18 protein-coding genes and 1 riboswitch are annotated in these 24116 nt (G+C 65.6%); of the genes, 10 read left to right on the forward strand and 8 right to left on the reverse strand.

Annotation, left to right across the window (positions count from 1 at the left end; genetic code table 11):
* On the forward strand, positions 1-1759 hold a 1759-nt coding region (gene metE, locus A6V37_RS02115; RefSeq protein WP_064285732.1), incomplete at its 5' end, for a 5-methyltetrahydropteroyltriglutamate--homocysteine S-methyltransferase.
* 112 nt (positions 1760-1871) lie between these two features.
* Here the strand turns inward: metE and cobM are convergent.
* The 4 genes from cobM to A6V37_RS02135 are packed head-to-tail and all read right to left on the reverse strand — an operon-like array spanning position 1872 to position 5707.
* On the reverse strand, positions 1872-2597 hold the full coding sequence (cobM, locus tag A6V37_RS02120; RefSeq protein WP_064265939.1) for a precorrin-4 C(11)-methyltransferase: 726 nt from the start codon (positions 2595-2597) through the stop codon (positions 1872-1874).
* Between the two features lie 58 nt (positions 2598-2655).
* Positions 2656-3378, reverse strand: a complete 723-nt coding sequence (locus A6V37_RS02125; protein WP_064265938.1) for a cobalt-precorrin-6A reductase — start codon at positions 3376-3378, stop codon at positions 2656-2658.
* Complete coding sequence (locus tag A6V37_RS02130) at positions 3375-4463, reverse strand: cobalt-precorrin-5B (C(1))-methyltransferase (protein WP_064285734.1); 1089 nt, start codon at positions 4461-4463, stop codon at positions 3375-3377. Before A6V37_RS02130 ends, A6V37_RS02125 begins: the two co-directional genes overlap by 4 nt.
* Positions 4463-5707 carry a bifunctional cobalt-precorrin-7 (C(5))-methyltransferase/cobalt-precorrin-6B (C(15))-methyltransferase gene (locus A6V37_RS02135; protein WP_064265963.1) on the reverse strand — a complete coding sequence of 415 codons (1245 nt, stop codon included), beginning with the start codon at positions 5705-5707 and terminating at the stop codon, positions 4463-4465. The genes A6V37_RS02130 and A6V37_RS02135 overlap by 1 nt, the downstream gene beginning before the upstream one ends.
* A gap of 84 nt (positions 5708-5791) precedes the next feature.
* Positions 5792-5970: riboswitch (cobalamin riboswitch) on the forward strand.
* 84 nt (positions 5971-6054) lie between these two features.
* Between A6V37_RS02135 and A6V37_RS02140 the strand changes: the two genes are divergently transcribed.
* Genes A6V37_RS02140 through cobJ form a run of 4 tightly spaced genes read left to right on the forward strand, consistent with a single transcriptional unit; the run spans position 6055 to position 10671 of the window.
* A complete protein-coding gene (locus A6V37_RS02140; protein WP_064285759.1) occupies positions 6055-7608 on the forward strand; it encodes an oxidoreductase in 1554 nt (517 codons plus the stop codon).
* Complete coding sequence (locus tag A6V37_RS02145) at positions 7601-8227, forward strand: precorrin-8X methylmutase (RefSeq protein WP_064265936.1); 627 nt, start codon at positions 7601-7603, stop codon at positions 8225-8227. The genes A6V37_RS02140 and A6V37_RS02145 overlap by 8 nt, the downstream gene beginning before the upstream one ends.
* Positions 8228-8959, forward strand: a complete 732-nt coding sequence (locus A6V37_RS02150) for a precorrin-2 C(20)-methyltransferase (RefSeq protein WP_064265935.1) — start codon at positions 8228-8230, stop codon at positions 8957-8959. It abuts the gene before it with no gap.
* Positions 8956-10671 (forward strand): precorrin-3B C(17)-methyltransferase, encoded by a 1716-nt coding sequence (gene cobJ / locus A6V37_RS02155; protein WP_082902596.1) that lies wholly within the window; start codon positions 8956-8958, stop codon positions 10669-10671. Before A6V37_RS02150 ends, cobJ begins: the two co-directional genes overlap by 4 nt.
* Before the next feature lie 66 nt (positions 10672-10737).
* Here cobJ and A6V37_RS02160 read toward each other — a convergent pair whose 3' ends face one another.
* The gene (locus A6V37_RS02160; protein WP_064265933.1) at positions 10738-13362 is read right to left on the reverse strand and encodes an AAA family ATPase; all 2625 of its coding nucleotides are present in this window, start codon (positions 13360-13362) and stop codon (positions 10738-10740) included.
* Positions 13359-14501, reverse strand: coding sequence for a metallophosphoesterase family protein (locus A6V37_RS02165; RefSeq protein ID WP_064265932.1), 1143 nt, complete (start codon positions 14499-14501; stop codon positions 13359-13361). The genes A6V37_RS02160 and A6V37_RS02165 overlap by 4 nt, the downstream gene beginning before the upstream one ends.
* Before the next feature lie 235 nt (positions 14502-14736).
* Between A6V37_RS02165 and A6V37_RS02170 the strand changes: the two genes are divergently transcribed.
* Both A6V37_RS02170 and A6V37_RS02175 read left to right on the forward strand, forming a co-directional pair.
* A complete protein-coding gene (locus A6V37_RS02170; RefSeq protein ID WP_064265931.1) occupies positions 14737-16017 on the forward strand; it encodes a DUF445 domain-containing protein in 1281 nt (426 codons plus the stop codon).
* A gap of 145 nt (positions 16018-16162) precedes the next feature.
* Positions 16163-18127, forward strand: a complete 1965-nt coding sequence (locus tag A6V37_RS02175) for an AI-2E family transporter (protein WP_064265930.1) — start codon at positions 16163-16165, stop codon at positions 18125-18127.
* 43 nt (positions 18128-18170) lie between these two features.
* Here the strand turns inward: A6V37_RS02175 and A6V37_RS02180 are convergent, their stop codons facing one another.
* The gene (locus tag A6V37_RS02180; RefSeq protein ID WP_064265929.1) at positions 18171-19322 is read right to left on the reverse strand and encodes a porin; all 1152 of its coding nucleotides are present in this window, start codon (positions 19320-19322) and stop codon (positions 18171-18173) included.
* Between the two features lie 461 nt (positions 19323-19783).
* Between A6V37_RS02180 and A6V37_RS02185 the strand changes: the two genes are divergently transcribed.
* The 3 genes from A6V37_RS02185 (at position 19784) to A6V37_RS02195 (ending at position 23059) form a co-directional block, all read left to right on the forward strand.
* Entirely contained in the window at positions 19784-20719 is a 936-nt protein-coding gene (locus tag A6V37_RS02185; protein WP_064285736.1) for a LysR family transcriptional regulator, read from the forward strand.
* A gap of 399 nt (positions 20720-21118) precedes the next feature.
* Positions 21119-22846 (forward strand): FAD-dependent oxidoreductase, encoded by a 1728-nt coding sequence (locus A6V37_RS02190; RefSeq protein ID WP_064285738.1) that lies wholly within the window; start codon positions 21119-21121, stop codon positions 22844-22846.
* Between the two features lie 18 nt (positions 22847-22864).
* The gene (locus A6V37_RS02195; protein WP_064265927.1) at positions 22865-23059 is read left to right on the forward strand and encodes a hypothetical protein; all 195 of its coding nucleotides are present in this window, start codon (positions 22865-22867) and stop codon (positions 23057-23059) included.
* Between the two features lie 70 nt (positions 23060-23129).
* On the opposite strand, the gene A6V37_RS02200 is transcribed toward A6V37_RS02195, so the two are convergent.
* On the reverse strand, positions 23130-24113 hold the full coding sequence (locus A6V37_RS02200; protein ID WP_064285740.1) for a 2-dehydropantoate 2-reductase: 984 nt from the start codon (positions 24111-24113) through the stop codon (positions 23130-23132).
* Between the last annotated feature and the right edge of the window lie 3 nt (positions 24114-24116).

The following is a 24116-nucleotide window of genomic DNA, read 5'->3' on the forward strand; positions in this document are numbered from 1 at the left end:
GCCAAAGCGCGGGATCCGCTCCAGCCGGATTCTGGAGAGACGGCGGCAGCGCGGCAGCGAATGGGGGCAGCTCGATGAGCCGGCGTTGGGCGTCGAACTGCCCGCCGAATGGCGCGAAGCGTTGTCCGCCGCGTATGACGGACTCGGCAACGCCGGCGTGAAGGTGCTGCTCGCCACGTACGTCGAGAGCTCGGCCGAGCACGCGGCGCGCGTCGCCAGCTTGCCTGTCGCCGGGGTGCATCTCGATCTGGTGCGCGCTCCGCAGCAGATCGACGCGTGGCGCGCCGCGTTGCCCGCGCATGCGGTGCTGTCGGCGGGGGTGATCGACGGCCGCAATATCTGGCGCGCGGACCTCGGCGGCATCGTCGAATCGTTGCAAGGCCTGCATGCGGAATTCGGCGAACGCTTGTGGATCGCACCGTCTTGCTCGCTGCTGTATGTGCCCGTGTCGCTCGACGCTGAACAGAAACTCGACGCCGATCTGAAATCGTGGCTCGCCTTCGCCACCGAGAAACTCGACGAAGTCGCCACGCTCGCCCTCGCCTTGCGCGAACCCGCAGCCGCCAAGGCGAAGCTCGCCGCGGCCCGCCTCGCGCTCGACGCACGCCGCCACTCCGGCGCGGTCGTCAACGCGCTCGTACAAAAACGCGTGGCTGCCGTCAGCGCCGCGATGGCGCAACGGCAAAGCCCGTTCGCCGAACGCAATCGCGTGCAGCGCGAAGCTCTCGGGCTGCCGCTCCTGCCCACCACCACGATCGGCTCGTTCCCGCAAACGGCGTCGATCCGCCAGGCACGCGCCGCCTACAAACGCGGCGAACTGCGCGCGCTCGATTATCTGCAGCGGATGCGCGCTGAAATCGCCCTCGCCGTGCGCAAGCAGGAAGAACTGGGACTCGACGTGCTGGTGCATGGCGAAGCCGAACGCAACGACATGGTCGAATATTTCGGCGAGCAGTTGTGGGGCTACGCGTTCACCGAGAACGGCTGGGTGCAGAGCTACGGCTCGCGCTGCGTGAAGCCGCCGATCATTTACGGCGACGTCTACCGTCCCGAGCCGATGACGGTCGAGACGACCCGCTACGCCCAGTCGCTCACGCAGCGCGTGATGAAAGGCATGCTGACCGGCCCGGTGACGATGCTGCAATGGTCGTTCGTGCGCGACGACCAGCCGCGCGCGACCACCGCGCTGCAACTCGCGCTCGAGATTCGCGATGAGGTGGTGGATCTCGAGAAGGCCGGTATTCGCATCATCCAGATAGACGAGCCGGCCTTCCGCGAAGGTTTGCCCCTGCGTCGCGCCGATTGGCCCGCGTATCTGGAATGGGCCACACGCGTGTTCCGCATTTCAGCGGCCGGCGTCGCCGATCAGACGCAGATTCACACGCATATGTGCTATTCGGAGTTCAACGACATACTGCCCTCGATCGCCGCGATGGATGCCGACGTGATCACCATCGAAACCTCGCGCTCGGCGATGAAACTGCTCGACGGCTTCGGCGCGTTCGCGTATCCGAACGAAATCGGCCCGGGTGTGTATGACATCCACTCGCCTCGCGTGCCGGGCACTGAAGCGATGCAACGCCTGCTGGAACGCGCCTGCGAAGTGATTCCGGCCGAACGTTTGTGGGTCAATCCGGATTGCGGGCTGAAGACGCGCGGCTGGCCTGAAACCGAGGCGGCGTTGACGAATATGGTGCAGGCCGCGAAGGCGTTGCGTGTGAAGCTCGCGGCGCGGCAGGTGGATGAAATAACCGCGTGATGTGGTTGCAGGATTGCCGCTTGATTGCCCAGCGATTACGCGGTGATTGAGCGCCACGTCCATCCGCGCACTTTGCCGTGCCGCGCGGATGGACGGTTTCACGTTCGCTGCCTTACTCTTTCGCGTACAACGTCGACTCCGCGAACCCTTCCGCGGCCAGCACCCGACCGACCAGAATCAGCGCGGTCCGTTCGATGGACGTGGACTGCACCTTGCCGACAATGTCGTCGAGCGTACCGGTGATTTTCTCCTCGTCCGGCCAGCTCGCGCGATAGATCACCGCGATCGGACACGCGCCGCCGTAATGCGGCCGCAATTCATCGACTATGCGCGCAAGATGCCGCACGCCGAGGTGGATGGCCATCGTCGCGCGGTGTCGTGCGAGGTCGGCGAGTTGTTCGCCTTCGGGCATGCTGGTCTTGCTCGCGAAGCGCGTGAGGATCATCGTCTGCGAGATATCGGGCAGCGTGAGCTCGCAGCCGAGCGCCGCCGCGCAGGCCGCGGTGGCGGTCACCCCCGGCACGATCTCGTACGGAATCCCGAGCTCGCGCAGCCTGCGGATCTGTTCGCCGATCGCGCCGTACAGCGACGGATCGCCGGAATGCACGCGCGCCACATCCTGGCCTTTGGCATGCGCGGCCGCGAGTAACGCGACGATCTGATCGAGATCGAGCTCGGCGGTGTTGACGACCTGCTCCGCCGTATGTCCTTCGAGCACCGCGGCCGGCACGAGCGAACCCGCGTACAGGATCACCGGCGCGCTGCGCACCAGGCGCTGGCCTTTCACCGTGATCAGTTCCGGATCGCCTGGACCCGCGCCGATAAAAAACACCGTCATTCAACACTCCATGATTCATTGAGGTGTCCTGAAGCGCACGCGCGCTTCAGGACACCGCTCACTCTGCTGCTTGCAGCGCGTCGAGCAGATCGGCGCTCTGTTCGAATTCCCGATCCGCCGCCGGCAACTCGGGACGGCGCAGCATCACGACCGGCAAACCGCGTTCACGCGCGACGTCGAGTTTCGCTTCGGTCGCACTGCCGCCGCTATTTTTGCTGACCACCACGTCGAATGCTTGCAGCGCGAACAACGCGCGTTCGCCTTCGAGCGCAAAGGGGCCGCGTGCCGCGAGTATCCGCGCACGCGCCGTGTCCGGATAAGGATCGAGACAGCGCACCATCCAGAACTGGTGTGGCGGAATTTCATCCAGATGGGCGAGCGGTTCGCGGCCGAGCGTGAAGAGCGGCTTTCTGAACGGCGCAAGCGCCTCCGTGAGTTCGTCCCAGTCGGCCACCATGCGCCAATCGTCGCCTGCTTTTGGCTGCCAGCCAGGGCGGCGCAGCGCCCAGTATGGAACGTGCGCTGCACGGCTCGCCCGCGCCGCATTCGCGCTGATCTGGGCAGCGTACGGATGGGTCGCGTCGATTACGAGCGTGATGGCTTCGTCTTCGATGTAGCGCTCGAGACCCTCGCTGCCGCCAAAACCACCCACTCGCACCGCGCACGCGAGGTCGTCCGGCACCTTGCCCAGGCCCGCGAGACTGTACACGTGCCCGGCGCCGAGGTGCCGCGCGATCCGCAACGCGTCGCCGGTGCCGCCCAACAGCAAGATGCGCTTCATCGCGCGGCTCCGATCAGGTTGCCCTGACGGTCGATCGCGAACATTTCGACGTTGACCTGCGCCGGCACAATGTCGCGCGCCACCGCCAGCGCATGCCGGCAGACGATATCGCCGAGCGGCACCTGCTGCGCGCGCGCCAGCGCCACCGCCTGCTGGCTCGTATTGGCCGCGCGGATCGCAGCCTGCAGCGCGGCGTCGGCGCCGTGCTCGGCGGCCCACTGCGCGAGACGCTCGAGATCGATGCTCGAGTTGCGGCTATGCAGATCAAGATGGCCCGCTGCCAGCTTGCTGAGCTTGCCGAAGCCTCCGCACACGCTTAGCCGCTCGACCGGCGCGCGCTTCATATGCTTGAGCACCGCGCCGACGAAGTCGCCCATTTCGATCAGCGCGATATCCGGCAAACCGTAGTGCGCGCGCATCGCGTCTTCGCTCGCATTGCCCGTGCAGGCGGCCAGATGCGTGTAGCCGTTCGCGCGCGCGACGTCGATACCTTGATGGATCGACGCGATATACGCCGAACACGAGAACGGCCGCACGATGCCGGTGGTGCCGAGGATCGACAGGCCGCCGACAATGCCGAGGCGCGGGTTCATCGTTTTGAGCGCGAGCGCTTCGCCGCCCTCCACCCCGACCGTCACCTCGAAGCCGCCGCGATACCCATGCTCGGCGGCCAGTTCGCCGAGATGCTCCGTCATCCTCTTGCGCGGCACCGGGTTGATCGCCGGTTCGTCGACCGGCAGCGTCAGCCCGGCACGCGTCACCGTGCCGACGCCCGGTCCCGCGCGGAAAATGACGCCTGGCTCTGCAACAAGGCGCACACGCGCGAAGACGACCGCGCCATGCGTGACGTCCGGATCGTCGCCGGCGTCCTTGACGGTGCCGGCTTCGGCGCCTCCCTCGATCAGCCGGCAGAACACCAGCGGCATCGGCACATGCTGCCCCTTCGGCAACACGATCTCCGCCACTTCGCTGACGGTGCCCGTGAGCAGCAGGCGCGCCGCCGCCAGCGACGTCGCGGTGGCGCAACTGCCGGTCGTGTAGCCGCTACGCAGCGGCGCGGGGTGTTCGGGTGTTTCTTCGCGCATTACATGTCACTACCTGTGTCACTGCCTGTGCCACTGCCGCTGACTGGCTTGACCACCTCGAGCAGCGTGACCGGCAGCGCCTGCCGCCACGTATCGAAACCGCCGAGCGGTTGCGCGTGCGCGAGCGCGATTCGCGTCAGCGTGCCGCCGTGCCGCTCGCGCCACGCCGCGAGCGCCGCCTCGCCCTGCAAGGTGACCGCGTTGGCGACCAGCCGGCCGCCGTCGCGCAGACTTTCCCAGCACGCCTCCAGCACCCCCGGCACAGTCGAGCCGCCGCCGATGAACACGGCGTCCGGCACCGGCAGTCCACGCAGCGCTTCAGGCGCGCGGCCGGCCACGAGTTGCAGGCCCGGCACGCCCAACGCATCGCGATTGTGTTCGATGAAACGCTGGCGCTCCGTGTGCCCTTCAATCGCGATTGCGCGGCAAGCCGGGTGCGCGCGCATCCATTCGATACCGATCGAACCGCTGCCCGCGCCCACGTCCCACAGCAACTCGCCCGGTGTTGGCGCAAGGCGTGCGAGCGTGATGGCGCGTACATCGCGCTTGGTCAACTGGCCGTCGTGGCGAAATGCGTCGTCGGGCAAGCCGCAAGTCAGCGGCAAACGCGGCGAGCCTTCCGCGGCGCGGCATTCGAGCGCGATCAGATTCAGCGCGGCCACGCCGCATGCGGACCACTGATCCGCGCGGCCGTCGATACGGCGTTCCTCGCCGCCGCCCAGATGTTCCAGCACGGTCATGCGCGTTGCGCCGAAACCGCGCGTGTTCAGCAAGCCGGCGAGCGCCTCGGGTGTGCGGCCGTCCGCGCTCAGCACGATGACGCGCGCACCGTCATGCAAATGCATGTTCAACGCGGCCAGCGGCCGCCCCACCAGCGAAACCGTCGCGACCTCCTGCAACGGCCAGCCGAGGCGCGCGGCCGCGAGAGAAACCGACGACGGTGCGGGCAGCACCCGCAACTCATCCGCCGGCACCTGCCGCGCCAGCGTGGCGCCGACGCCGAACAGCATCGGGTCGCCGCTCGCGAGCACGCACACGGTGCCGCCGCGTTCGGCCAGCAAGGGTGCGAGATCGAACGGCCGCGGCCACGCGGCGCGGCGCGCGGCGAGACGCGCGGGCAGCATCGCCAGATGGCGTTCGCCGCCGTACACCACCGATGCCTCCAGCAACGCGCGCCGCGCGGGCCTGCCCAACCCGGCGAAACCATCGTCGCCTATGCCCACCACGGTCAGCCATGCCGGCATGCATCCATCCTCATTCTGTGTCTTCAAATCATGCGCTGCGCCACGCCGGTCAAAGCGTACAGCCTCGTTGTGCGGTTCGAAAAAAGGCATAATACAGCCGCCGGTGCCCTTCGGGGCCGAAGAGGGAACACAGTGCCACTGTGGCTGCCCCCGCAACTGTATGCAGCGAGTCCGCCTGCACCGCGCGCCACTGGATTGACCGGGAAGGCCGCGGCGGACCATGACCTGCCAGCCAGGAGACCTGCCGGCCAGACTGTTCGTGCCAGCCAACATCGGGCGGGGTGTACCGATGCCGCAGCAAGGCCCGCCATGCGGCTTGCTCGGGCCGCCACGCGACGCTCAACCCGGTGTCCGTCTTGAATCAAGCTTCGCCTTCCACCGTTTCATCCGACCCGGCCTGCACGCCGCGCCCCTCGGCGTGTCCGGGGCTGCTGCGCATTGTCGCCGCTCGCGACGGCGGGATTTGCCGGATCAAACTGCCCGGCTGCGAACTGAGCGCGGCGCAGGCGCGGGCGATTGCCGCTGCCAGCGCAAAGTATGCTGCCGGGGTGATCGAATTGACCAATCGTGCGAATCTGCAGGTGCGGGGTGTGAAACCCGGTGAGGAGGCGGCGTTGATTGCGGCGCTTGTCGAAGCAGGGCTTGGTCCGTCGCCGGCAACGGGTGGGGCGAATTGCGCGAGCACGCTGGCGGTGGCGGATTACGCTGCGGCAGCGGCCCGCGCCCTCACCCAAAGCGCAGCCGACGACGTGCGTAACGTCATGATCAGCCCCGCCGCCGGACGCGATCCGTCCGCCCTGTTCGATACGAGGCCGCTGTACGCCGACCTGCTCGCGCTGCTGCAAAGCGAAGCGCGCTTCGCGGCGCTGTCGCCGAAATTCGCGCTGCTGCTGGACGGCGGCGAGCGGCTTGCGAGAGTGGATCATCCGCATGATGTCTGGCTGGCCGCGACGCAAAGCGCCGATGGCGTGCGTTTCGTGGTCGGGCTGGCGGGGTGTCCGCCTGAAAGCGAAAGCGCGAACGTTGGCACTGACGCTGAGGCTGAAGCTGAAGCACTGTCGCCCAGCGAACAGCCCGGTCCGCATAGCGACGCTAAAAAGACCCGCGCAGATGGCACATACGCGTTAGCCGCATTATTGCCTTCGCAAGTCGCCGCGCTGGTACGCGCGCTGTTGTTCACTTTCCTCGACCTCGCCGCCGCCGACGCTACACGCATGCGCCACCTGCTGGCCACGCACAGCGCCGACGAGCTCTTGCGGCACGCCCAGCGTTACGTCGATTTCCCGCTTGCACACGATGCATCACTAGCCGGCTGGCATCGCGCCACACGCGCCGATGCCAGCCTTCGCCTCGGCGCGCACCCACAACGCGACGCGGGTCTGTGGCACGCAGGCGGCCAGCCGCCGCTCGGCCGCCTCGATGCCGACACCCTGCACGGCCTCGCCGCGCTATCCGAACAGTATGGCAACGACACGCTGCGCATCACACCGTGGCAAAGCGTGCTGCTGCCCGACATCGCCACGCACGCCGTCGACGCCGTGTTACGCAAACTGACCAAGCTCGGCCTCGCCTGCGACTCCGCACAAGCCATCACGCACCTGATCGCGTGCGCCGGTTCGAGCGGATGCGCGAAGAGCCTGGCCGACACCAAAGCCGACGCCTTGCTTCTCGCCACCCGCCTGCCCGCCGGCGTCGACATGCATCTGAGCGGCTGCACCCGCTCATGCGCCGCCGCGCACTGCGCACCGTATACGCTGCTGGCGGCAGCACCCGGCCTCTACGAACTTTATCGGCGCGATGGCCGGCCAGGCTTCGGCCAGCGCATCGCCGCCGACCCATTGACGATCGACGAGGCCGCCGACATGCTCGAACGCCTCGCCCGGAGTGACACCCATGCTTGATTACATTCGCGACGGTCAGGAGATCTATCGCCAATCTTTCGCGACGATCCGCGCGGAGGCCGACCTGTCGCACATCCCCGCCGACCTCGAGAAACTCGCGGTGCGCGTGATCCACGCGTGCGGCATGGTCGACGTGACCCGCGATCTGCAGTTCTCCGCGGACGCGGGCGCCGCGGGCCGCGCCGCGCTCGCACAAGGCGCGCCGATTCTGTGCGATGCCGGCATGGTTGCGCAAGGCATCACGCGCGCGCGGCTGCCCGCGAACAACGAGGTGATCTGCACGCTCACGCATCCCGAGGTGCCGTCGCTCGCGCGCGAACTCGGCAATACGCGCTCCGCGGCCGCGCTCGAATTGTGGCGTCCGCATCTGGCGGGCAGCGTCGTCGTGATCGGCAACGCGCCGACCGCCCTCTTTCATCTGCTTGACATGCTCGATGCGGGCGCGCCGAAGCCCGCCTTGATTCTCGGCTTCCCGGTGGGCTTCGTCGGCGCGGCCGAATCGAAAGCGATGCTCGCCGAAAACAGCCGCGGCGTGCCCTTCGTGGTGGTGCATGGCCGGCGCGGCGGCAGCGCCATGGCGGCCGCCGCCGTCAACGCGCTGGCCACGGAGGCCGAATAAATGACGGCGCAAGGACGTTTGCTCGGACTCGGCGTCGGCCCCGGCGACCCGGAACTCATCACGCTGAAGGCACTGCGCTTGCTGAAGGCCGCGCCGGTGGTCGCGTATTTCGTCGCCAAGGGGAAGAAAGGCAACGCCTTCGGCATCATCGAAGCGCATTTGCACGACGCGCAGCAGCATCTGCCGCTGGTGTACCCCGTCACGACCGAAGCCCTGGAGCCGCCGCTTTCGTATGAAGCGATCATTGCAGACTTCTACGACACGGCCGCGCAGATCGTCGCCGATCATCTCGATGCGGGCCGCGACGTCGCCGTGATCTGCGAAGGCGATCCGTTCTTCTACGGCTCGTACATGTATCTGCACGACCGGCTCGCGCCGCGCTACGTCAGCGAGGTCGTGCCGGGCGTGTGCTCGATGCTTGGCGGCGCGGCCGTGCTCGGCTCGCCGCTGGTGTACCGCAACCAGAGCCTGTCGGTGCTCTCCGGCGTGCTGCCCGAGGACGAACTGCGCCGCCGTCTCGCCGACGCCGATGCTGCTGTCGTGATGAAACTCGGCCGAAACTTCGACAAGGTGCGGCGCGTGCTCGGCGACCTTGGTCTCGCGGACCGCGCGCTGTACGTCGAGCGCGCGACGATGGCGAATCAGCGCATCGTGCCGCTGGCCGAAGTCGATCCGATGGCGTCGCCGTATTTTTCGCTGCTCGTCGTGCCGGGGGAAAAATGGCAAGGATGAGCGCGCCCGCCATCGTGATTCTCGGCGCAGGTGCATTGGCGACGGCGCGCCGTATTCAGTCGCTGTACGAGGATAGCCAGGTCCACGCGCTGCGCGGCCGGGTGGATGTCCAGGCCCCGGCCGATGTGTCGTACAGCGAACTCGGCGCGCATCTGCAGGAGCTTTACGCCCGTGGCACGCCGATTGTCGCGCTGTGCGCGGCGGGCATCGTGATTCGCTGCGTCGCGCCGTTGCTGGCGAACAAAGGTATCGAGCCGCCGGTGCTGGCCGTCGCCGAAGATGGCAGCGCGGTCGTGCCACTGCTTGGCGGACTCGCCGGCGTCAACGTGATGGCGCGCGAGATTGCCGCTGCGCTCGCCGTGCCGCCCGCCATCACGACGAGCGGCGAATTGCGCTTCGGCACCTGCGTGCTCAATCCGCCCGACGGTTATGCGCTCGCCGACCTCGGCCAGGGCAAACGCTTCGTGTCGGATCTGCTGGCTGGCGAAAGCACGCGCATCGAAGGCGACGCGCCGTGGCTCGACGACGCGCAACTGCCCCGCTCGGCATCGGCGCGTCTGGCGATTCGCGTGACACCGCGCGCATGGGATGGGCGTGAGGACGAGCTGGTGATTCATCCGCGCAGTATCGTTGCGGCGGTGACGGGTTCAGGCGACGGTATGGCGGCGCGCGTGCGCGAGGCTTTGGCGGCGCACGGTCTCGCGCCGCTCGCGCTGGCGGCATTGCTGGCTCCCGCTGAACGCATGTCGGAGCCGGCGCTGGCCGCGGCCGCGGCGGACCTGAACGTGCCGTTGCGCTTCGTCCACCCGCATCCCGGCGATGGCGAGCCGCCGGACAACCTGTTGCATGCCGCACTGCGCGTTCCGTATGAAACGCTGCGTGACGCGTCGGCGGCCGGCGTTGCGCTGGCGCTTGCGCCTCTGGCCATTGATCCGGATACGATCGGCCGTGCGCGCGGCCGTCTGACGGTGATCGGCCTCGGCCCCGGCCGCGCCGACCTGATGGTGCCCGCGGCACGCACCGCGCTGAACGAAGCCACCGACATTCTCGGCTACGACACCTACGTCAAAATGGCCGGGCCGTTGCGCGCCGACCAGCGCGTGCACGGTACGGACAATCGCGAGGAAATGCAGCGCGCGCGGCATGCGTTCGAGCTGGCAAGCGAGGGACGCTCGGTGGTGATGGTGTCCTCGGGCGATCCGGGCGTGTTCGCGATGGCGGCGGCGGTGCTGGAAGCGCTCGAAGCGTCGCAGAACAGGGAGTGGGCGGCGGTCGAACTGTCGATCGTGCCCGGCGTGTCGGCCGCGCTCGCGACCGCGGCGCAAGCCGGCGCGCCGCTCGGACACGACTTCTGCATGCTGTCGCTGTCCGACAACCTGAAGCCTTGGACGATCATCGAAACACGCCTCAGGCACGCCGCCGAGGCGGATCTGGTGATGGCGTTCTATAACCCGATTTCGCGCGCCCGGCCCTGGCAGCTTGATAAGGCGCTCGATATCGTGCGGGAATATCGCGTGGCGGACACCCCTGTGGTGCTCGGCCGCGACATTGGCCGGCCCGGGGGCACGCTGCGCACGATCACGCTTGGCGAGCTGCGCTCGTCCGATGTGGATATGCGCACGATGGTGATCGTTGGGTCGTCGACGACGCGGCGGTTTGCCAGCGGCGCGGGTGGTGTTGAGTGGGTCTATACGCCGCGGTGGTATGAGTAAGCAGATGACGCCGCCCGCGCGGCGTCAGCCACTCTTTCAGCGAAGGTGACCGCAGACGCCTTCTGCCTAAGCCGCCACCTTCAAATCATCAATCGCCCGCTGCCGCACGCCGAGGTCGTCCCACAACTCCGGATGGCACGTGAACACCAGAATCTGGTGCCGCGTGGCCGCGTCGATCAGCGCGCGCTTGATGGCGTCCCGCCGCGCGGCGTCGGTATGCACAGCGGCATCGTCGAGCATGAGCAAGGTCGGACGGCCCGACGCCTTCAGCAAATCCGCATACGCGAGGCGCGTCAGAATGCCGAGCTGTTCGCGCGTGCCGAAGCTCAACGCATCGAGCGTATCCGCGCGACCGTCGCGCTCCAGCGTGGCGGGACTCAGATCGTCGCCGAGCGCGATCGCCGACTGCGGGAAGATCCGCTTCAGATAGTGCCCGAGCCGCTCGGTCAGCGGCGCGCGCAATTGCGCGACCGCCGCGTCGCGTTCGTCGACCAGCACTTCGTCGAGCAGGCTCAGCGCGCTTGCGCGCAAACCCAGTTCTTCCTTGCGGCGCGTGGCCTGCTCGACCTTGGCCTCCACCGCCGCCAGACGCTCGCCGAGACCGGATGCGCCGACCGTCTCCAGCTGACTGCGCAAGCCGGCAATCTTGACCTGCCGCTCGTTCTGCTCGCCACGCGCGAGTTCCGCCGACGCGCGGTAGCGCTTCGCCTCGGCCGCCGGATCGTCGAGGCGCGCCGCTTCCAGTTCGCGCTCGCGCCCTTCGCGCTGCTTCCTCACCGCGTCGACCTGCACGCGCTGTTCGACGATTTTCGCCTGCCACTGCGCGCGGTTGCGGCAGAACGCGGCGCCACTCAATTGCGCTTCCTTGCGCTGCAACTGGGCCGCGAGCGATTCTTCCGTCGCCATGCCGGTCGAGCGCTTTTCGGCGGCTTGAGCCAGCACTTTGCGGGCTGCCTCCAGTGCATCGCGTGCGATCTCCGCGTTGCGGCGCGCTTCGTCGAGTGGCGGCGCGGCGGACACGTCGGGCAAGCCCGCCAGCCGCTCATTCGAGGCATCCATGCGCGCGGCGGCCGTTGCCGATGCCGCACGCAGTGCCTCGATGCCCTGCGGCGCGTGGACTTCGAGAATCTTCGCCTGGCTCTTCTGCTGCGCGACCAGCGCCTTCCACTGCTCGTGGCGCGACTCGCCTTCACCGAGAGATGCGACGCCCAGTGCTTGCAACAGTTGCGACTGTTGCGCTTCGAGCGACGCGAGTTCTGACAATTGCGCGGGCAGATTGGAAACGCCGGGAATCACCCGCAATTCGCCAAGCGCGCCGAGACCAATCCGCTTCTCTCCTTCCAGACGCAGCACGCCATCGCCGCTTACTTGTGCGTCGTCGACGGTGATCGTGCTATTCAAGCGGTATTCAATGCGTGTCATCGCGGCTTCCGTGCGGGCACGCAAGACACTCAACTCGCTCGCTAGCTTGGCGAGCCGCTTCAGTTTCGCCTCGTCGATTTCGAGCGCCGCCGCGTCGCGCGTGGCCGCGAGCACGGCATCGTTCGCTTTGCTGGCGTCCGCGATCGCGGCGTCGAGCCGCTCGTTCTCGGCGCGAAGAAGTCCGATCTGGCTGCGCAGATCGGCCGCGGTCACGGCGGCGTTCGCCAGTTCGAGTGCGCGGTTGGCGTCGTTGGAAGCCTGTTCGAATTGCGTCACGCTGGCCGTCGCGTCCGCATGCTCGATTTGAGCCGCCGACACGGCCGCCCGCGCCGCGTCGAGTTGCTGCCGATCGCGCGTGACGGCCGCTTCGAGTTCGAGCGCGCTTTGCTCCTGCTGCAACGACAGCGCTAGCTCCGCTTCGCTGACCTGCAGCGATTGCGCAAGCTGTTGAAGGCCGCGCTCGAGTTCCGCGGCGGCATCGGCGCGTTGCTGCGCCAGCGCGGCCTTCTGCTCGTGAAGCTCCCACGGACGCTTGTGCTGCGTGTCGTCGAAAGCTTCCTGCAACGCGGCGAGGCGCGCGATGTTCTCTTCGAACTGGCGGCGCTGCTGTTCCAATGCGTCGCGCTCTTCGGTCAGACGCGCGAGGTTCTGTTCGGCTTCGGCCAGCGGCCCGGTGGACTTCTGCGTACGCGCGGTGAGCAGTTGCCGAAGCTCGCGCTGCACGGCGGCGATCAGCGCATCCTCGCCCGCCGATTCGCTGCCGCCGGAGAGTTGCGTCAGCGCATCGCGCAGATATTGCACCGCGTGCCCCGTCGAGTCGCGCACCTCCTGCGTGCCGCCTTGCTGCACCCACAAGAGACCGGGCACGCCTGCGTTCTCCGCCTTCAACGGTCCACGCGCGGCCCGCGAAAATCCGAGCAAGGCTGCGAGCTTGTCTTCAGCTTCATCCTCGCCGAACGCGGTCTGGCCGATCTTCAGCTCGCAGCGCTGACGCGTGACGAACTGCTTGGACAGCGTGCACGCGGTGCCGTCCAGATCGAAACTCACTTCCACCGACGGCTGCCCGCTCGCCTTGCCCCATGGCAACAGGTCTTTCAGATGCGAGGCTTTGTAGCGCTCCAGAAACACGGCGCGCACCGCTTCCGCAATGGTGCTTTTGCCCGCCTCGTTCGGACCGGTGAAGAGATTGAGCCCCGGCTGCAGATCGTCGATGACGAGCCGTCCGCCGAACTGTTTGAACTCCTGAATCGCGATGCTGTGCAGCTTCATGCGGACCTCGCTTCGCGCGGCAATTCACGTTGAAAACGCGCCAGCAGCAATAAGGCCTCCGCCGCGCGCTTGATGTCGTGCGGGGCGGATTGCGGGTCTTCCTGCAAGCCGCGCAAACGCGCCACGACTTTCGCGAGGTAGCCGCTTTGTGCGCCGAGTTCGGCAAGGTCGTCGGCGGTGGGCAGCACTTGCAGGCCGCTCAGGTCGACACGCAAGGCCCGCACGCGCGCCCGGGTTTCCTCCACGGCCACGTGGATCGCTTCGGCGTCCGCCAGCGCGGCGGTGCCCGTGACGCTCACCCGCAGCACGTCGTGACCGCCCAATGCGGCGAGCCGCGTTTTAAGCGAGTCCACATCCGTCGGCACCGCGATGATTTCTTCCCACCGATGCCATTGATACTGACCGACCGGCACCGCCTCAACCACCGGCGCGGCGCCTGGCTCGCTCAGCGTGACGTCGAGCATGAAGCCCGGATCGTTGGCGCGGAAGCGGTCCTGCTCGTGGGTGCCGGCGTACCAGGTGCGCTCGTCGACACGCAGATGGCCATGCCAGTCGCCCAGCGCGAGATAGTCGAGACGCGCGCTCGCGGCCCGCGTCGGCGCGATCGGATTCGACGAGTCGATGCCTTCCTGCAGAATCCCGCTCACGCTGCCATGCGCGAGGCCGACGCGGTGGTAGCCGGGCGGCGTTTCCGTGGTGTCGAAGAAGCCGGTCGTATCGTCGTAGGTGATGCGTTGCGTGAGCGGCGCGCACAGTAAAGCGCAGCGGCAGGCTTCCAGCAGCACCACGCCGGGTTCGAGCACCACGCGCACGTTCGGCGCGATGCAGTTCAGGCGCTGGGCCCGGGTCCACACGCTCTCGACCAGCGCGGCGTCGTGATTGCCCGGCAGCATGACCCACGGCCCCGGGAAGGCTTGCAGCGCGCCGAACAGACGGCGGATCACCGTATCCGAGACGGTTTGCAGGTCGAACACGTCGCCGGCCACCAGCACGGCGTCGACCTTGCGCGCGGCGGCTTCGGCGGCGATCCGGCGCACGGTCTCGAAGCGCGCCTCGGCAAGGTGCGCCGCCTCGTCGGGTTCGAACTGACCGAATTGCGTGCCGATCTGCCAGTCCGCGGTGTGCAGAAACCTGATCACTGTGCCTCCATTCCGTTCAATTGCATCGTCCCTATGCCTCGCCCGTGGGTTGCTTGTGCCCCTCTCGAACAAGGCGTCGCAGTCTAACCGCAGATGTTACCGTGCCGGCGCGGCAAAGATAGTCCTAGGCGGTGGCCACGTTGCCGTGCCGCCGGCGCTACACTCGCGTTTCTGGACGCGCGCCTTGCGCTGCACCGCCTCCCGCAATCGACCTGGACCCGCTGCCCTGCCGCCGATGAACAAAGCAATCGAACTGACCAAGGCCAAGCGCACCCCGTTGCTGCTCCTGCTCGCCGCCGCCTGCATTTTCGTGGTGACCGCGTTCATGCCGCGCGGCTTCTGGGTGGACGGCATCAAGGCCATCGCGGAGGCCGCGATGGTCGGCGCGCTCGCCGACTGGTTCGCGGTGGCCGCCCTGTTCCGCCGCGTGCCGATTCCGGTCGTCTCCGCGCACACCGCGATCATTCCGCGCAACAAGCACAAGATCGCCGACAACCTGGCCGTGTTCGTGCAGGACAAGTTTCTCGACGTGCCCTCGCTGGTCGGACTGATCCAGAAGCACGACCCGGCGCAAAGCATCACCGGCTGGCTCACGCAACCGGCCAACACCGCGCGTCTTGGCGACTACGTCGTCAAGCTCACCGGCGGCATTCTGGAATTGACCGACGACGTGCGTATCCAGGTCTTCATCAAGGACGCGTTGCGCGGCGTGCTGGCGAGGGTCGATCTGTCGCAATCTATGGGCGCCATTCTCGACACGCTGACGAGGGACGGCCGCCATCAGGAACTGCTCGACGCCGGCATCGACCAGGTCGTGACGCTGCTGCGCGAACCTCAGGCGCGTGAATTTATCGCCGCGCGTATCGTCGATTGGGTGAAGAGCGAGTATCCGACCATGGAGAAGATCCTGCCTTCGGCATGGCTCAGTGAAAAAGGCGCGGAGGCGATTGCCAATGTCGTGAACCGCATGCTCGAACAGATCAGCGAGAACCCTACGCACCAGTTGCGCCAGAAGTTCGACGAGGCCACGCACAAGCTGATCGTCAAGCTCAAAACCGATCCCGCCTTCCTGCAGAAAGGCGAGGAACTCAAGCGTTATCTGATGGAAGGCGACGCCCTCAGTTCGTATATCAAGGACATGTGGGGCGAATTGCGCGCGTGGCTCAAGCGCGATCTGCAAAGCAGCGACTCGGCGTTGCACGCGCGCGTGACGGCAATGGGCCAATGGGTCGGACGCGAACTCGCGAACGATCCGGCGCTGCGCCAATCGCTGAACGACCACCTCGAGGAAGCGGCCCGCGCCATGGCGCCGGACTTTGCGCAGTTCCTCACGCGCCACATCAGCGACACGGTCAAGAACTGGGACTCGCGCGAGATGTCGCGGCAGATCGAACTGAACATCGGTAAGGACCTGCAATACATTCGCATCAACGGGACGATTGTGGGCGGCTTTATCGGCCTGCTGCTCTACGCGAGCTCGCAACTGTTCGAGTTGCTGCGCCTGCACGTGGGATAAGCACAGAGGACAAACAATGGGCCTGGCCCCGGCAAAGCGCCTACAATCCGGGCATATGATTTGCTGAGGTACCACGCCGGAACGACACGCTGGCGTGCACGGCCCGCTCAAAAACGGCCGCGCCTCTCAACCGGAAAGTGTGCTCATGAAAATATCGTTACCGCCGAATGGGCGGCCGAACCGCGTGTACCCGCCAGGCACGCCGAGTCTGCATGGTCTTGCCTCGATTATTACCGGCGTGGTGGTGGTGTCCGGGCTGTACTTCGGTCGCGAGGTGCTGATTCCGATAACGCTGTCGGTGCTGCTGAGCTTTCTGCTTGCGCCGCTCGTGCAGATGTTGCGGCGTTTTCACATGGGGCAGTTGCCGTCGATCTTCATTGCCGTGCTGTTTGCCCTCGCAACCCTGCTCGCGGTGGGTACGCTGATCGGCGCGCAACTGGTGCAACTCGCGGGCGACTTGCCGCAGTATCAGGAGGCCATCGAACAGAAAATCGAAACGGTGCAGGAGAAAACAGTCGGCCGAGCCGATTCGCTGATGAGCCGCGCCGCCGTCGCGCTGCAGCGGGTCTCGCCACCCAAGCCGCTTCCGCCGCGCCCCACCGGGCGCGTCGCGCGCAACGCGCCCGCGGTGCCGACTCCGGTCGAGGTGCACGAGCCGTCGCCCACGCCGATCCAGCTCGCGCAACGCGCGTTGTCGCCCGCCATTGCGCCAATCGAAACGACCTTCATCGTGCTGGTCGTGACGATTTTCATCCTGCTGCAACGCGAGGATTTGCGCGACCGTTTGATTAGTCTCTTCGGCTCACGCGACCTGCACCGGACCACGACCGCGATCAACGACGCCGCTGGGCGTCTGAGCCGCTACTTCGTCGCGCAACTGGGCGTGAACCTTAGCGCGGGCGGCGCTATCGCCATTGGCCTCGCGATCATCGGCGTGCCGGGCGCACTGCTGTTCGGCGTGATCGCCGCGCTGCTGCGCTTCGTACCGTATATTGGTATCTGGATCGCGGCGTTGCTCGCCTTCCTCCTCGCCGCCGCGATCCAGCCGCAATGGACCATGGCGGTCTACACGCTGATCCTGTTCATCGTGGTCGACGTGGTGGCCGGGCAAATTGCCGAGCCGGTGCTGTACGGGCATCAATCAGGCCTGTCGCCGCTGGCGGTGGTAGTCGCGGCGATCTTCTGGAGCTGGCTGTGGGGACCGGTCGGTCTGGTGCTCTCGACACCGCTCACGTTGTGCGTGGTGACGCTGGGACGCTACGCCGACCGGCTGAATTTCCTCACCGTGCTGCTCGGCGATCAGCCCGCGCTCACGCCCGCGCAGACTTTCTATCAGCGGCTGCTTGCGGACGATCCGCATGAGGCCATCGTGCAGGCCGAGCGCCTGCTGCGCGAGATGTCGCTGATCGACTACTACGACAAGGTGGCGCTGGAAGGCCTCAAGCTCGCCCGCAACGACGCGATGCGCGGCGTGCTGATGCCGGAGCAGTTGCAGCGCGTCAACGACGCGCTGGTGGATATCGTTGAAAACCTGGAAGTCGCGGACGGCTTGCCGGACCCGCTGTCGCGCACGGAACCGGCCGAAACAGCGGGCTCCCTGTTCTCTTCGGCTCCGGCTCCAGCTTCGGCCGATCTCGCCGGGCGGCACGACAGCCACATTGTGGCCCACTCGCAGGCACGTCCAGCGGCAGCCAAAACGTCCGTGCTGTGCGTGCCCGGCCGCGGCGCGTTCGACGAGGTCACGACCGCGATCGCGGTGCAATTGCTGGGCCGCCACGGCCTCGCGCCGATGATGGCCACGCACTCGGGCTATCGCAGCGCGCGCGCCGATGAGCCGAGCTTCAAGGACGCGCCGATCATCTGCGTCGTCTCGCTCGATGCGCCGGAGTCGCCGCCGTACCTGCGCAACATGCTGCGGCGCACACGCGAATGGCGGCCGCGCGCCACGCTCGTGGTCGGAGTGGGCAGCGCGCCCGAGGGTACCCCGGAGGCGGGCGCGACCGGCGCTTCACACGCGGCGCCCAGCTTCCGCGCGATGATCGAGGAATGCCAGTCGGCCTCGGGCGTGCAGCACGCGCGCCATCCCGCACAGGTCGGCGCGGCGGACTGAGGGCTGCCGGAAAGCTGACCGGCAAACCCACAGAAGCGCGGAATCAGAACCGGTGACGGATGCCGGTCGTCACGAGAACCTGATTGCTGCCCGTGGAAGGCGCGGCGGTACCGTTGATCTGGATGATGTTGGTGCCGCGGCTGTTGTTAGCGCCGACCTGCGCCACGGCTTCCGCATATAGATCCGTACGCTTGGACAGCGAGTAGTCGGCCTGTAGCCCGAACTGGTTCCAGTGCGCTGCACCGGTGTTCGAATCGCCGGTGCCCGGCGTCGCACGCAACGCCTGAGTGTAGGTGTAGGCTGCGCCAAGCGCCAACGCAGGCGTCAGGTTGTAGCGTGCGTTGATCTCGTAGTTGTTGTAACGGTCCGAGATATCCGCGAGCTTGTCCTGGAAGCGGGTTTGCGTAAAGACTGCGCCCACCAGGAGCGGACCGAATGCATAGTTTCCGCCAAGACCCCAGGTGCGCACATTCTGAATGCCGTCCTCGAACACACCGCCCTGGATCGCGCCAGCGCTCTGGTTGGTGTTGATACCTTGGAACTGGCTATACGCGGCGCCCAGCTGGAAGCCGCCGTTCCGGTATCCCGCACCGACGCTGTAGGCCCGGTTATTGGCGAAGCCCGCCTGATTCGAGAAGCTATACGTGCCGCCCAGCGAGAAGCCGCTGTAGTTCGCGCTTTGGAACTTGATCGTGTTGTTGACGCTGACTGAAGAGTTGGCGTTGTCGTTGTCGTAGGGATGCGCGAAATACGTGCCGCCCCAGCTGCCGGTCGCGGTCAGCGGAGCCACATAATCGACGACCGAGTCGTACTGGCGGCCGAGCGTGACCGTACCGTATTCGTTGGACAGCCCCACGTAAGCCTGACGGTTGAACAGCGTATTGGACGCCGCCAGGCCGCCGTTCGCGATGTTGAATCCGCTTTCGAGATTAAAGACCGCTTTCAGGCCGCCGCCCAGGTCTTCGGCCCCGCGCAGCCCCCAACGGCTCTGCTGGACATTGCCGCCGGTCATGCCGAACACGGCCTTGCCGCCCACGACACGACCGTCGGGTGTCAAGGTGGATTTGTCGCCGACTTCGTTGCTGACATAGGTGAGCCCCGCATCAACAATGCCGTAAAGCGTGACACTGCTTTGCGCGTGCGCTGCGCACGCAAAAGTTGCCGTGACAGCGGTAGCAGTAATGATTTTCTTCATGTAATTACCCTGGCGTTAAATCTTAAAATTCAGTTGACGACATGGCTCGAGCGCCTCCGAGACCATCATGCACCTGCCCCGTTCCATTTAAATCAACGTGGAATACAAGCTATATGTGCAAGCCGAATTCTAGATTCCCGATCTCCCCAGCACCCGGATAAATACCTGCAAAAGTATTTTTGACTTTATTTTAAGACGGCGTCACGAGCCAAGCACAAGTCACGCGTGACAACGTCTGTGAAAGATTGTCAGATCATCTGACCGGGCGCTCCAATTGAGTTCACCGTTGCTGATCCCCAACAAAACAAATCCCCCCCTTTTTTTGAGAGGAAATTGCCGATACCCTGCATCGCCCAAATAGATTTCACTCATTCTTATTGATAATCCATACGCCACGACATACTTTGATTACCTCACCCTTGAATCCGTCATTCTCATATTTTTAGCGTGTTGGTAAAATCATGAATCAGCTTCAGGCCATGCGGGTTTTTATAAACATCGCTGAAACCATGTCATTCGGTCAGGCCGCGGCCAATCTCCGCATTTCAAACGCAATGGTCACGCGTTATCTTGAGCAGCTTGAAGCTCATCTCAATACCAGGCTTGTCAATCGCAATACGCGCAGCCTCTCGCTCACTGAGGAGGGCGAGATATATTCAAGGGGTTGCCGCAACATACTCGACGAAATCGAGGAAATCGAACTGGTTGCGATTCGCGGCACTACCGAACCTTCCGGCACCTTGAGGATAGCGGCCGGCGCCTCCTTCTCACTGTCCAATCTGACACCGTTGCTGCAGGAATATCGTCAGCGGTATCCGAACGTCAAACTTGCACTCACACTCCTCCATCAACACGTCGATTTCGTGAAAGAAGGCTTCGACGTCGGTATCGTCCTCCCCAAACAGATCAGCGGCACGACCATGATCAAACGCACATTGCTGAGTGTGCGTCCGATTGCAGTCGCTTCTCCCGGCTATCTCGCGGCGAAAGGTTTGCCGTCGAAACCGTCGGATCTGACTACCCACACGTTCCTCGCACTCGCTTCAGGCTCGCATGACGGCGAATGGGTGTTTGTCGCGCCCGACAAGCGTGAGCGCCGCGTGACGCTGGAGGCGGCGCTGGTGGTCAACAACGCCCTGATGCTGCGGCAAACCGCACTCGCCGGCATGGGCGTGGCGGTATTGCCAGAAAATCAGGTGCTGGCCGATTTGCGCGAGGGGGCGCTCATGCAACTCCTGCCGGACTACGGCATTGCTAATGCTGACAAGGAACTGGCGCTCGTCTACGCGGATCGCCGCCACATCTCCGCGAAAACCCGCTCGTTCGTCGATTTTTCGGTCGAATGGTTTCGCGCCAATGCCGATCGTCTGACCACCACGGCATCAGCAAGCCGCTAATCCGTGTCGCCGCGCCCGGCGCCTTGTACCCAAAATGAGGACAGCGCGGCGCACACCCTCCTTCATACTTCGTTATCGATTCGCCCCGCCTGTCGTCAAGCGCGAAACTGCGCCGGTGGGCGAATTCCCGGCATCGAAGATCGAGCTTTGCATTGGACCAGAGTAAGGCGCGTTGCGTGGGACTGGAGTAAGCGCTAAAGCGCGAACTCCAGTCGACAGCTAAAGCGCCAACTCTGGTCGAGCTTTGCATGGGACCAGAGTAAGGCGCTAAAGCGCCAACTCTGGTCGACAGCTTTGCATGGGATCGGAGTAAGTGCTGAAGCACTAACTCCGATCGACAGCTTTGCATGGGATCGGAGTAAGTGCTGAAGCACTAACTCCGATCGACAGGAGACACGCATGAACCGCCCCTTCAAACCTTATCCGTTTTCGCCACGCCACTACGAGGGCGTCGTGCCCCCGTTGGCAGACGGGCGCGACCCTGTCAGACGATCCGTGGCGATCGTCGGCGGCGGTCCGGTCGGCATGACGCTGGCGCTCACCCTGGCCCGCCGGGGGGTGCACGCCGTGCTGATCGAAGCCGACGACGGCGTATGCACCGGCAGCCGCGCGATCTGCATCTCGCGGCGCAGTCTGGAGATCTTCAAGCGCCTTGGCGCCGTGCAGGGCTTCCTCGAGAAAGGCTTGCCTTGGACCGGCGGCCGCAGCTTCTATCGCGACGCCGAAGTGTTCCGCTTCGCCATGCATCAGGACGACGAACAATCTCTGCCGCCGATGATCAACATCGCGCAATATCAGATCGAACAATTGCTGCTCGACGAAGTAGAACGGCATGCCGATCTGATTGACGTCCGCTGGCAGACCCGCGTAACCGGCATCGAACAGCAGCCAGCCGCAAGCGGCACAGGAGGCGCGACACTCACGTTGCGCACCGGTGACACCGCGTGGCAGATGGAGGCCGACTGGGTGGTCGCCTGCGATGGCGGGCGCAGCACGATTCGTGAGGCGCTCGGCCTCAAGCTCGCCGGCACCACGTACGAAGGCCGCTATGTGATTGTCGATATCGAACTGGACAGCACGCGCGCCACGGAACGGCTCGCTTATTTCGATCCACCGTCCAATCCCGGCTCGACCGTACTGGTGCACAAGCAGCCTGACAACGTCTGGCGCATCGACTATCAGTTGCGCGACGACGAAGATCCCGAAGCCGCCGTGAAACCCGAAAACGTCATGCCACGCGTGCAGAGCTTGCTCGACTCGATGAACGAAACCGGCGACTGGTCACCGATCTGGATCACCGTCTACAAGGCCAACGCGCTGACGCTCGAGCGCTATCGCCATGGCTCGGTGCTGTTCGCGGGCGACGCCGCGCATCTGGTGCCGATCTTCGGCGTGCGCGGCGCCAACTCCGGCATCGACGACGCGGACAATCTCGGCTGGAAACTCGCTTGCGTCGTGAACGGCGTGGCGTCGGCGGAGCTGCTCGACAGTTACAGCGACGAGCGCGTGTACGCGGCGCGTGAGAATCTGAGCTACGGCATGAAGAGCACGGAGTTCATGGCGCCGCCCTCATTCGCCTTCGACCTGATGCGTACCGCCGTGCTCAGTCTCGCCGAGCGTCACGCGGCGGTGCGCCCGTTGATCAATCCACGGCAGACGCATGCGATCGCCTATCTGCAGTCGCCGCTTAACGATGCCTCGACCGATGTAGCGGGCGCATTCAGCCACGGTCCGGCACCTGGCACGGTTCTGCCGGAATGCCGGCTGAAAGGCGTGGAGAACGGCGCGAGCGTCGACATCCATCTCACGGATCTGCTCGAGCCGTGCTTTACCGCGCTGCGCTTTACCCCGCACGCCGACGCGCACGAGGATACCGCCTGGCAGCAGTTGCAGAAAGCGCTCGCGGAACACGGCATTCCGTTCAAAGCCGTGACGCTGACGCGTAACGCGACATCGGGCGCCGCAGGCTCACACGCAATCGACCCCGCCGGCCGCCTGCACGACCTGTTCGACGCCACCCCCGGCACGGTCTATCTGATCCGGCCCGACGGCCACGTACTCGCGCGCTGGCGCGACGGCAGCGCTGCGGGCGTGCAACGCGCCATTCGCATGGCGTTGACGAACTAACCTTGGGAGCCCCGAACCATGACCGATAGCGATCTCGATCTCGTCTACACGACGCTCTGCAAGACTCTCACTGCCGCAGGCGAAGCGCAGGCGCCACTCTATCTGGCCCGTCTGGCGATGCTGTGCATGACCGAACTCGACAATCCGCAGCGCGCGTTGTCGTTGATTGAGGCGGCGCGATTGCCGGTAGTCGCGCCTACGCCCGCAGCATAAGGCGCTGATACATCGCCGTGCGTGCCGTAGCGCGCCAGCGGAGTGTGTCCCACCAGCGCCTGATTCCGCTTCATTGCTTCGGATACAGACCCAGCGTGCTCGCATGCAGACGCGCGAGGCCAAGCAGTGCGTCCGTGTACGGCGTGGCCACCGCCGTCAGTTGCCCCAGTTCGCTCACCGCGCTCACCAGCGCGTCGAGTTCGACCGCTTTACCCGCCTGCACGTCCTGCAGCATCGAAGTTTTCATCGCGCCGAGTTTGAGCGTGACCGCGTGCCGGTCTTCAGGTGCCTGCTCAATCGGAATCCCGAAGCGCGCGCCGATTTCCTTCGCTTCCAGCATGATGCTCGTCACGAAGTTGCGCGCCAGTTCGTCACTGAGAATCCGGTCGGTGGTCGCGCCGGTGATGGCGCTGATCGGATTCATCGTCATGTTGCCCCACAGCTTGTACCAGACGTCCCGCTGAATCTGCGCCGACATCGACGCATTGAAGCCCGCCGCCACGAGCGTCGCCGTCAGCGTGGCGACGCGTTCGCTCGCCTGCCCGGAGGCTTCGCCGATAATGAGCCCGTTGCCCTGGTGATGCTTGATGACCCCCGGCGCCTCGACGAGGCAACTGGCATGCACCACGCAACCGACCGTCTGCGCGGTCGGAATCGCGGCGGCAATCGCGCCGTCAGGATCGATCGACTTCAGGCGTTGGCCGGCGAAGTCTCTGCCGAGTCCGTCACAGAACCACCATGGCACGCCGTTCATCGCGGTTAGCACGATCGTCTTCGCATTCAGCAACGGGGCGATATGCGCGGCCACCGAGGCCATGGCCGGCCCCTTGACGGCCACCACGACGAGATCCTGCACACCAAGGTCCGCGGGCTTATCGCTCGCGTTCACCTGCACGGCATGCGTGACGCCGCCTTCGATCAACCGCAGGCCGTGCTCGTGCAGCGCGCCGAGCGTGTCGCCGCGCGCCACCACGCTGACTTCGTGGCCTGCCTGCGCGAGCTTCACGCCGATCCAGCCGCCGATGGCGCCCGCGCCGTAAATACAGACTTTCATTGT

Origin of the sequence: Paraburkholderia ginsengiterrae, from assembly GCF_001645125.1 — a bacterium.
Lineage (GTDB): Bacteria > Pseudomonadota > Gammaproteobacteria > Burkholderiales > Burkholderiaceae > Paraburkholderia > Paraburkholderia ginsengiterrae.

Excerpts from the sequence above, each read along its gene's own strand:
- cobM (WP_064265939.1), bottom strand. The coding sequence starts at position 2,597 with ATGACGGTGTTTTTTATCGGCGCGGGTCCAGGCGATCCGGAACTGATC.
- A6V37_RS02125 (WP_064265938.1), bottom strand. The coding sequence starts at position 3,378 with ATGAAGCGCATCTTGCTGTTGGGCGGCACCGGCGACGCGTTGCGGATC.
- A6V37_RS02130 (WP_064285734.1), bottom strand. The coding sequence starts at position 4,463 with ATGCGCGAAGAAACACCCGAACACCCCGCGCCGCTGCGTAGCGGCTAC.
- A6V37_RS02135 (WP_064265963.1), bottom strand. The coding sequence starts at position 5,707 with ATGCCGGCATGGCTGACCGTGGTGGGCATAGGCGACGATGGTTTCGCC.
- A6V37_RS02145 (WP_064265936.1), top strand. The coding sequence starts at position 7,601 with ATGCTTGATTACATTCGCGACGGTCAGGAGATCTATCGCCAATCTTTC.
- A6V37_RS02150 (WP_064265935.1), top strand. The coding sequence starts at position 8,228 with ATGACGGCGCAAGGACGTTTGCTCGGACTCGGCGTCGGCCCCGGCGAC.
- cobJ (WP_082902596.1), top strand. The coding sequence starts at position 8,956 with ATGAGCGCGCCCGCCATCGTGATTCTCGGCGCAGGTGCATTGGCGACG.
- A6V37_RS02160 (WP_064265933.1), bottom strand. The coding sequence starts at position 13,362 with ATGAAGCTGCACAGCATCGCGATTCAGGAGTTCAAACAGTTCGGCGGA.
- A6V37_RS02170 (WP_064265931.1), top strand. The coding sequence starts at position 14,737 with ATGAACAAAGCAATCGAACTGACCAAGGCCAAGCGCACCCCGTTGCTG.
- A6V37_RS02175 (WP_064265930.1), top strand. The coding sequence starts at position 16,163 with ATGAAAATATCGTTACCGCCGAATGGGCGGCCGAACCGCGTGTACCCG.
- A6V37_RS02180 (WP_064265929.1), bottom strand. The coding sequence starts at position 19,322 with ATGAAGAAAATCATTACTGCTACCGCTGTCACGGCAACTTTTGCGTGC.
- A6V37_RS02185 (WP_064285736.1), top strand. The coding sequence starts at position 19,784 with ATGAATCAGCTTCAGGCCATGCGGGTTTTTATAAACATCGCTGAAACC.
- A6V37_RS02190 (WP_064285738.1), top strand. The coding sequence starts at position 21,119 with ATGAACCGCCCCTTCAAACCTTATCCGTTTTCGCCACGCCACTACGAG.
- A6V37_RS02195 (WP_064265927.1), top strand. The coding sequence starts at position 22,865 with ATGACCGATAGCGATCTCGATCTCGTCTACACGACGCTCTGCAAGACT.
- A6V37_RS02200 (WP_064285740.1), bottom strand. The coding sequence starts at position 24,113 with ATGAAAGTCTGTATTTACGGCGCGGGCGCCATCGGCGGCTGGATCGGC.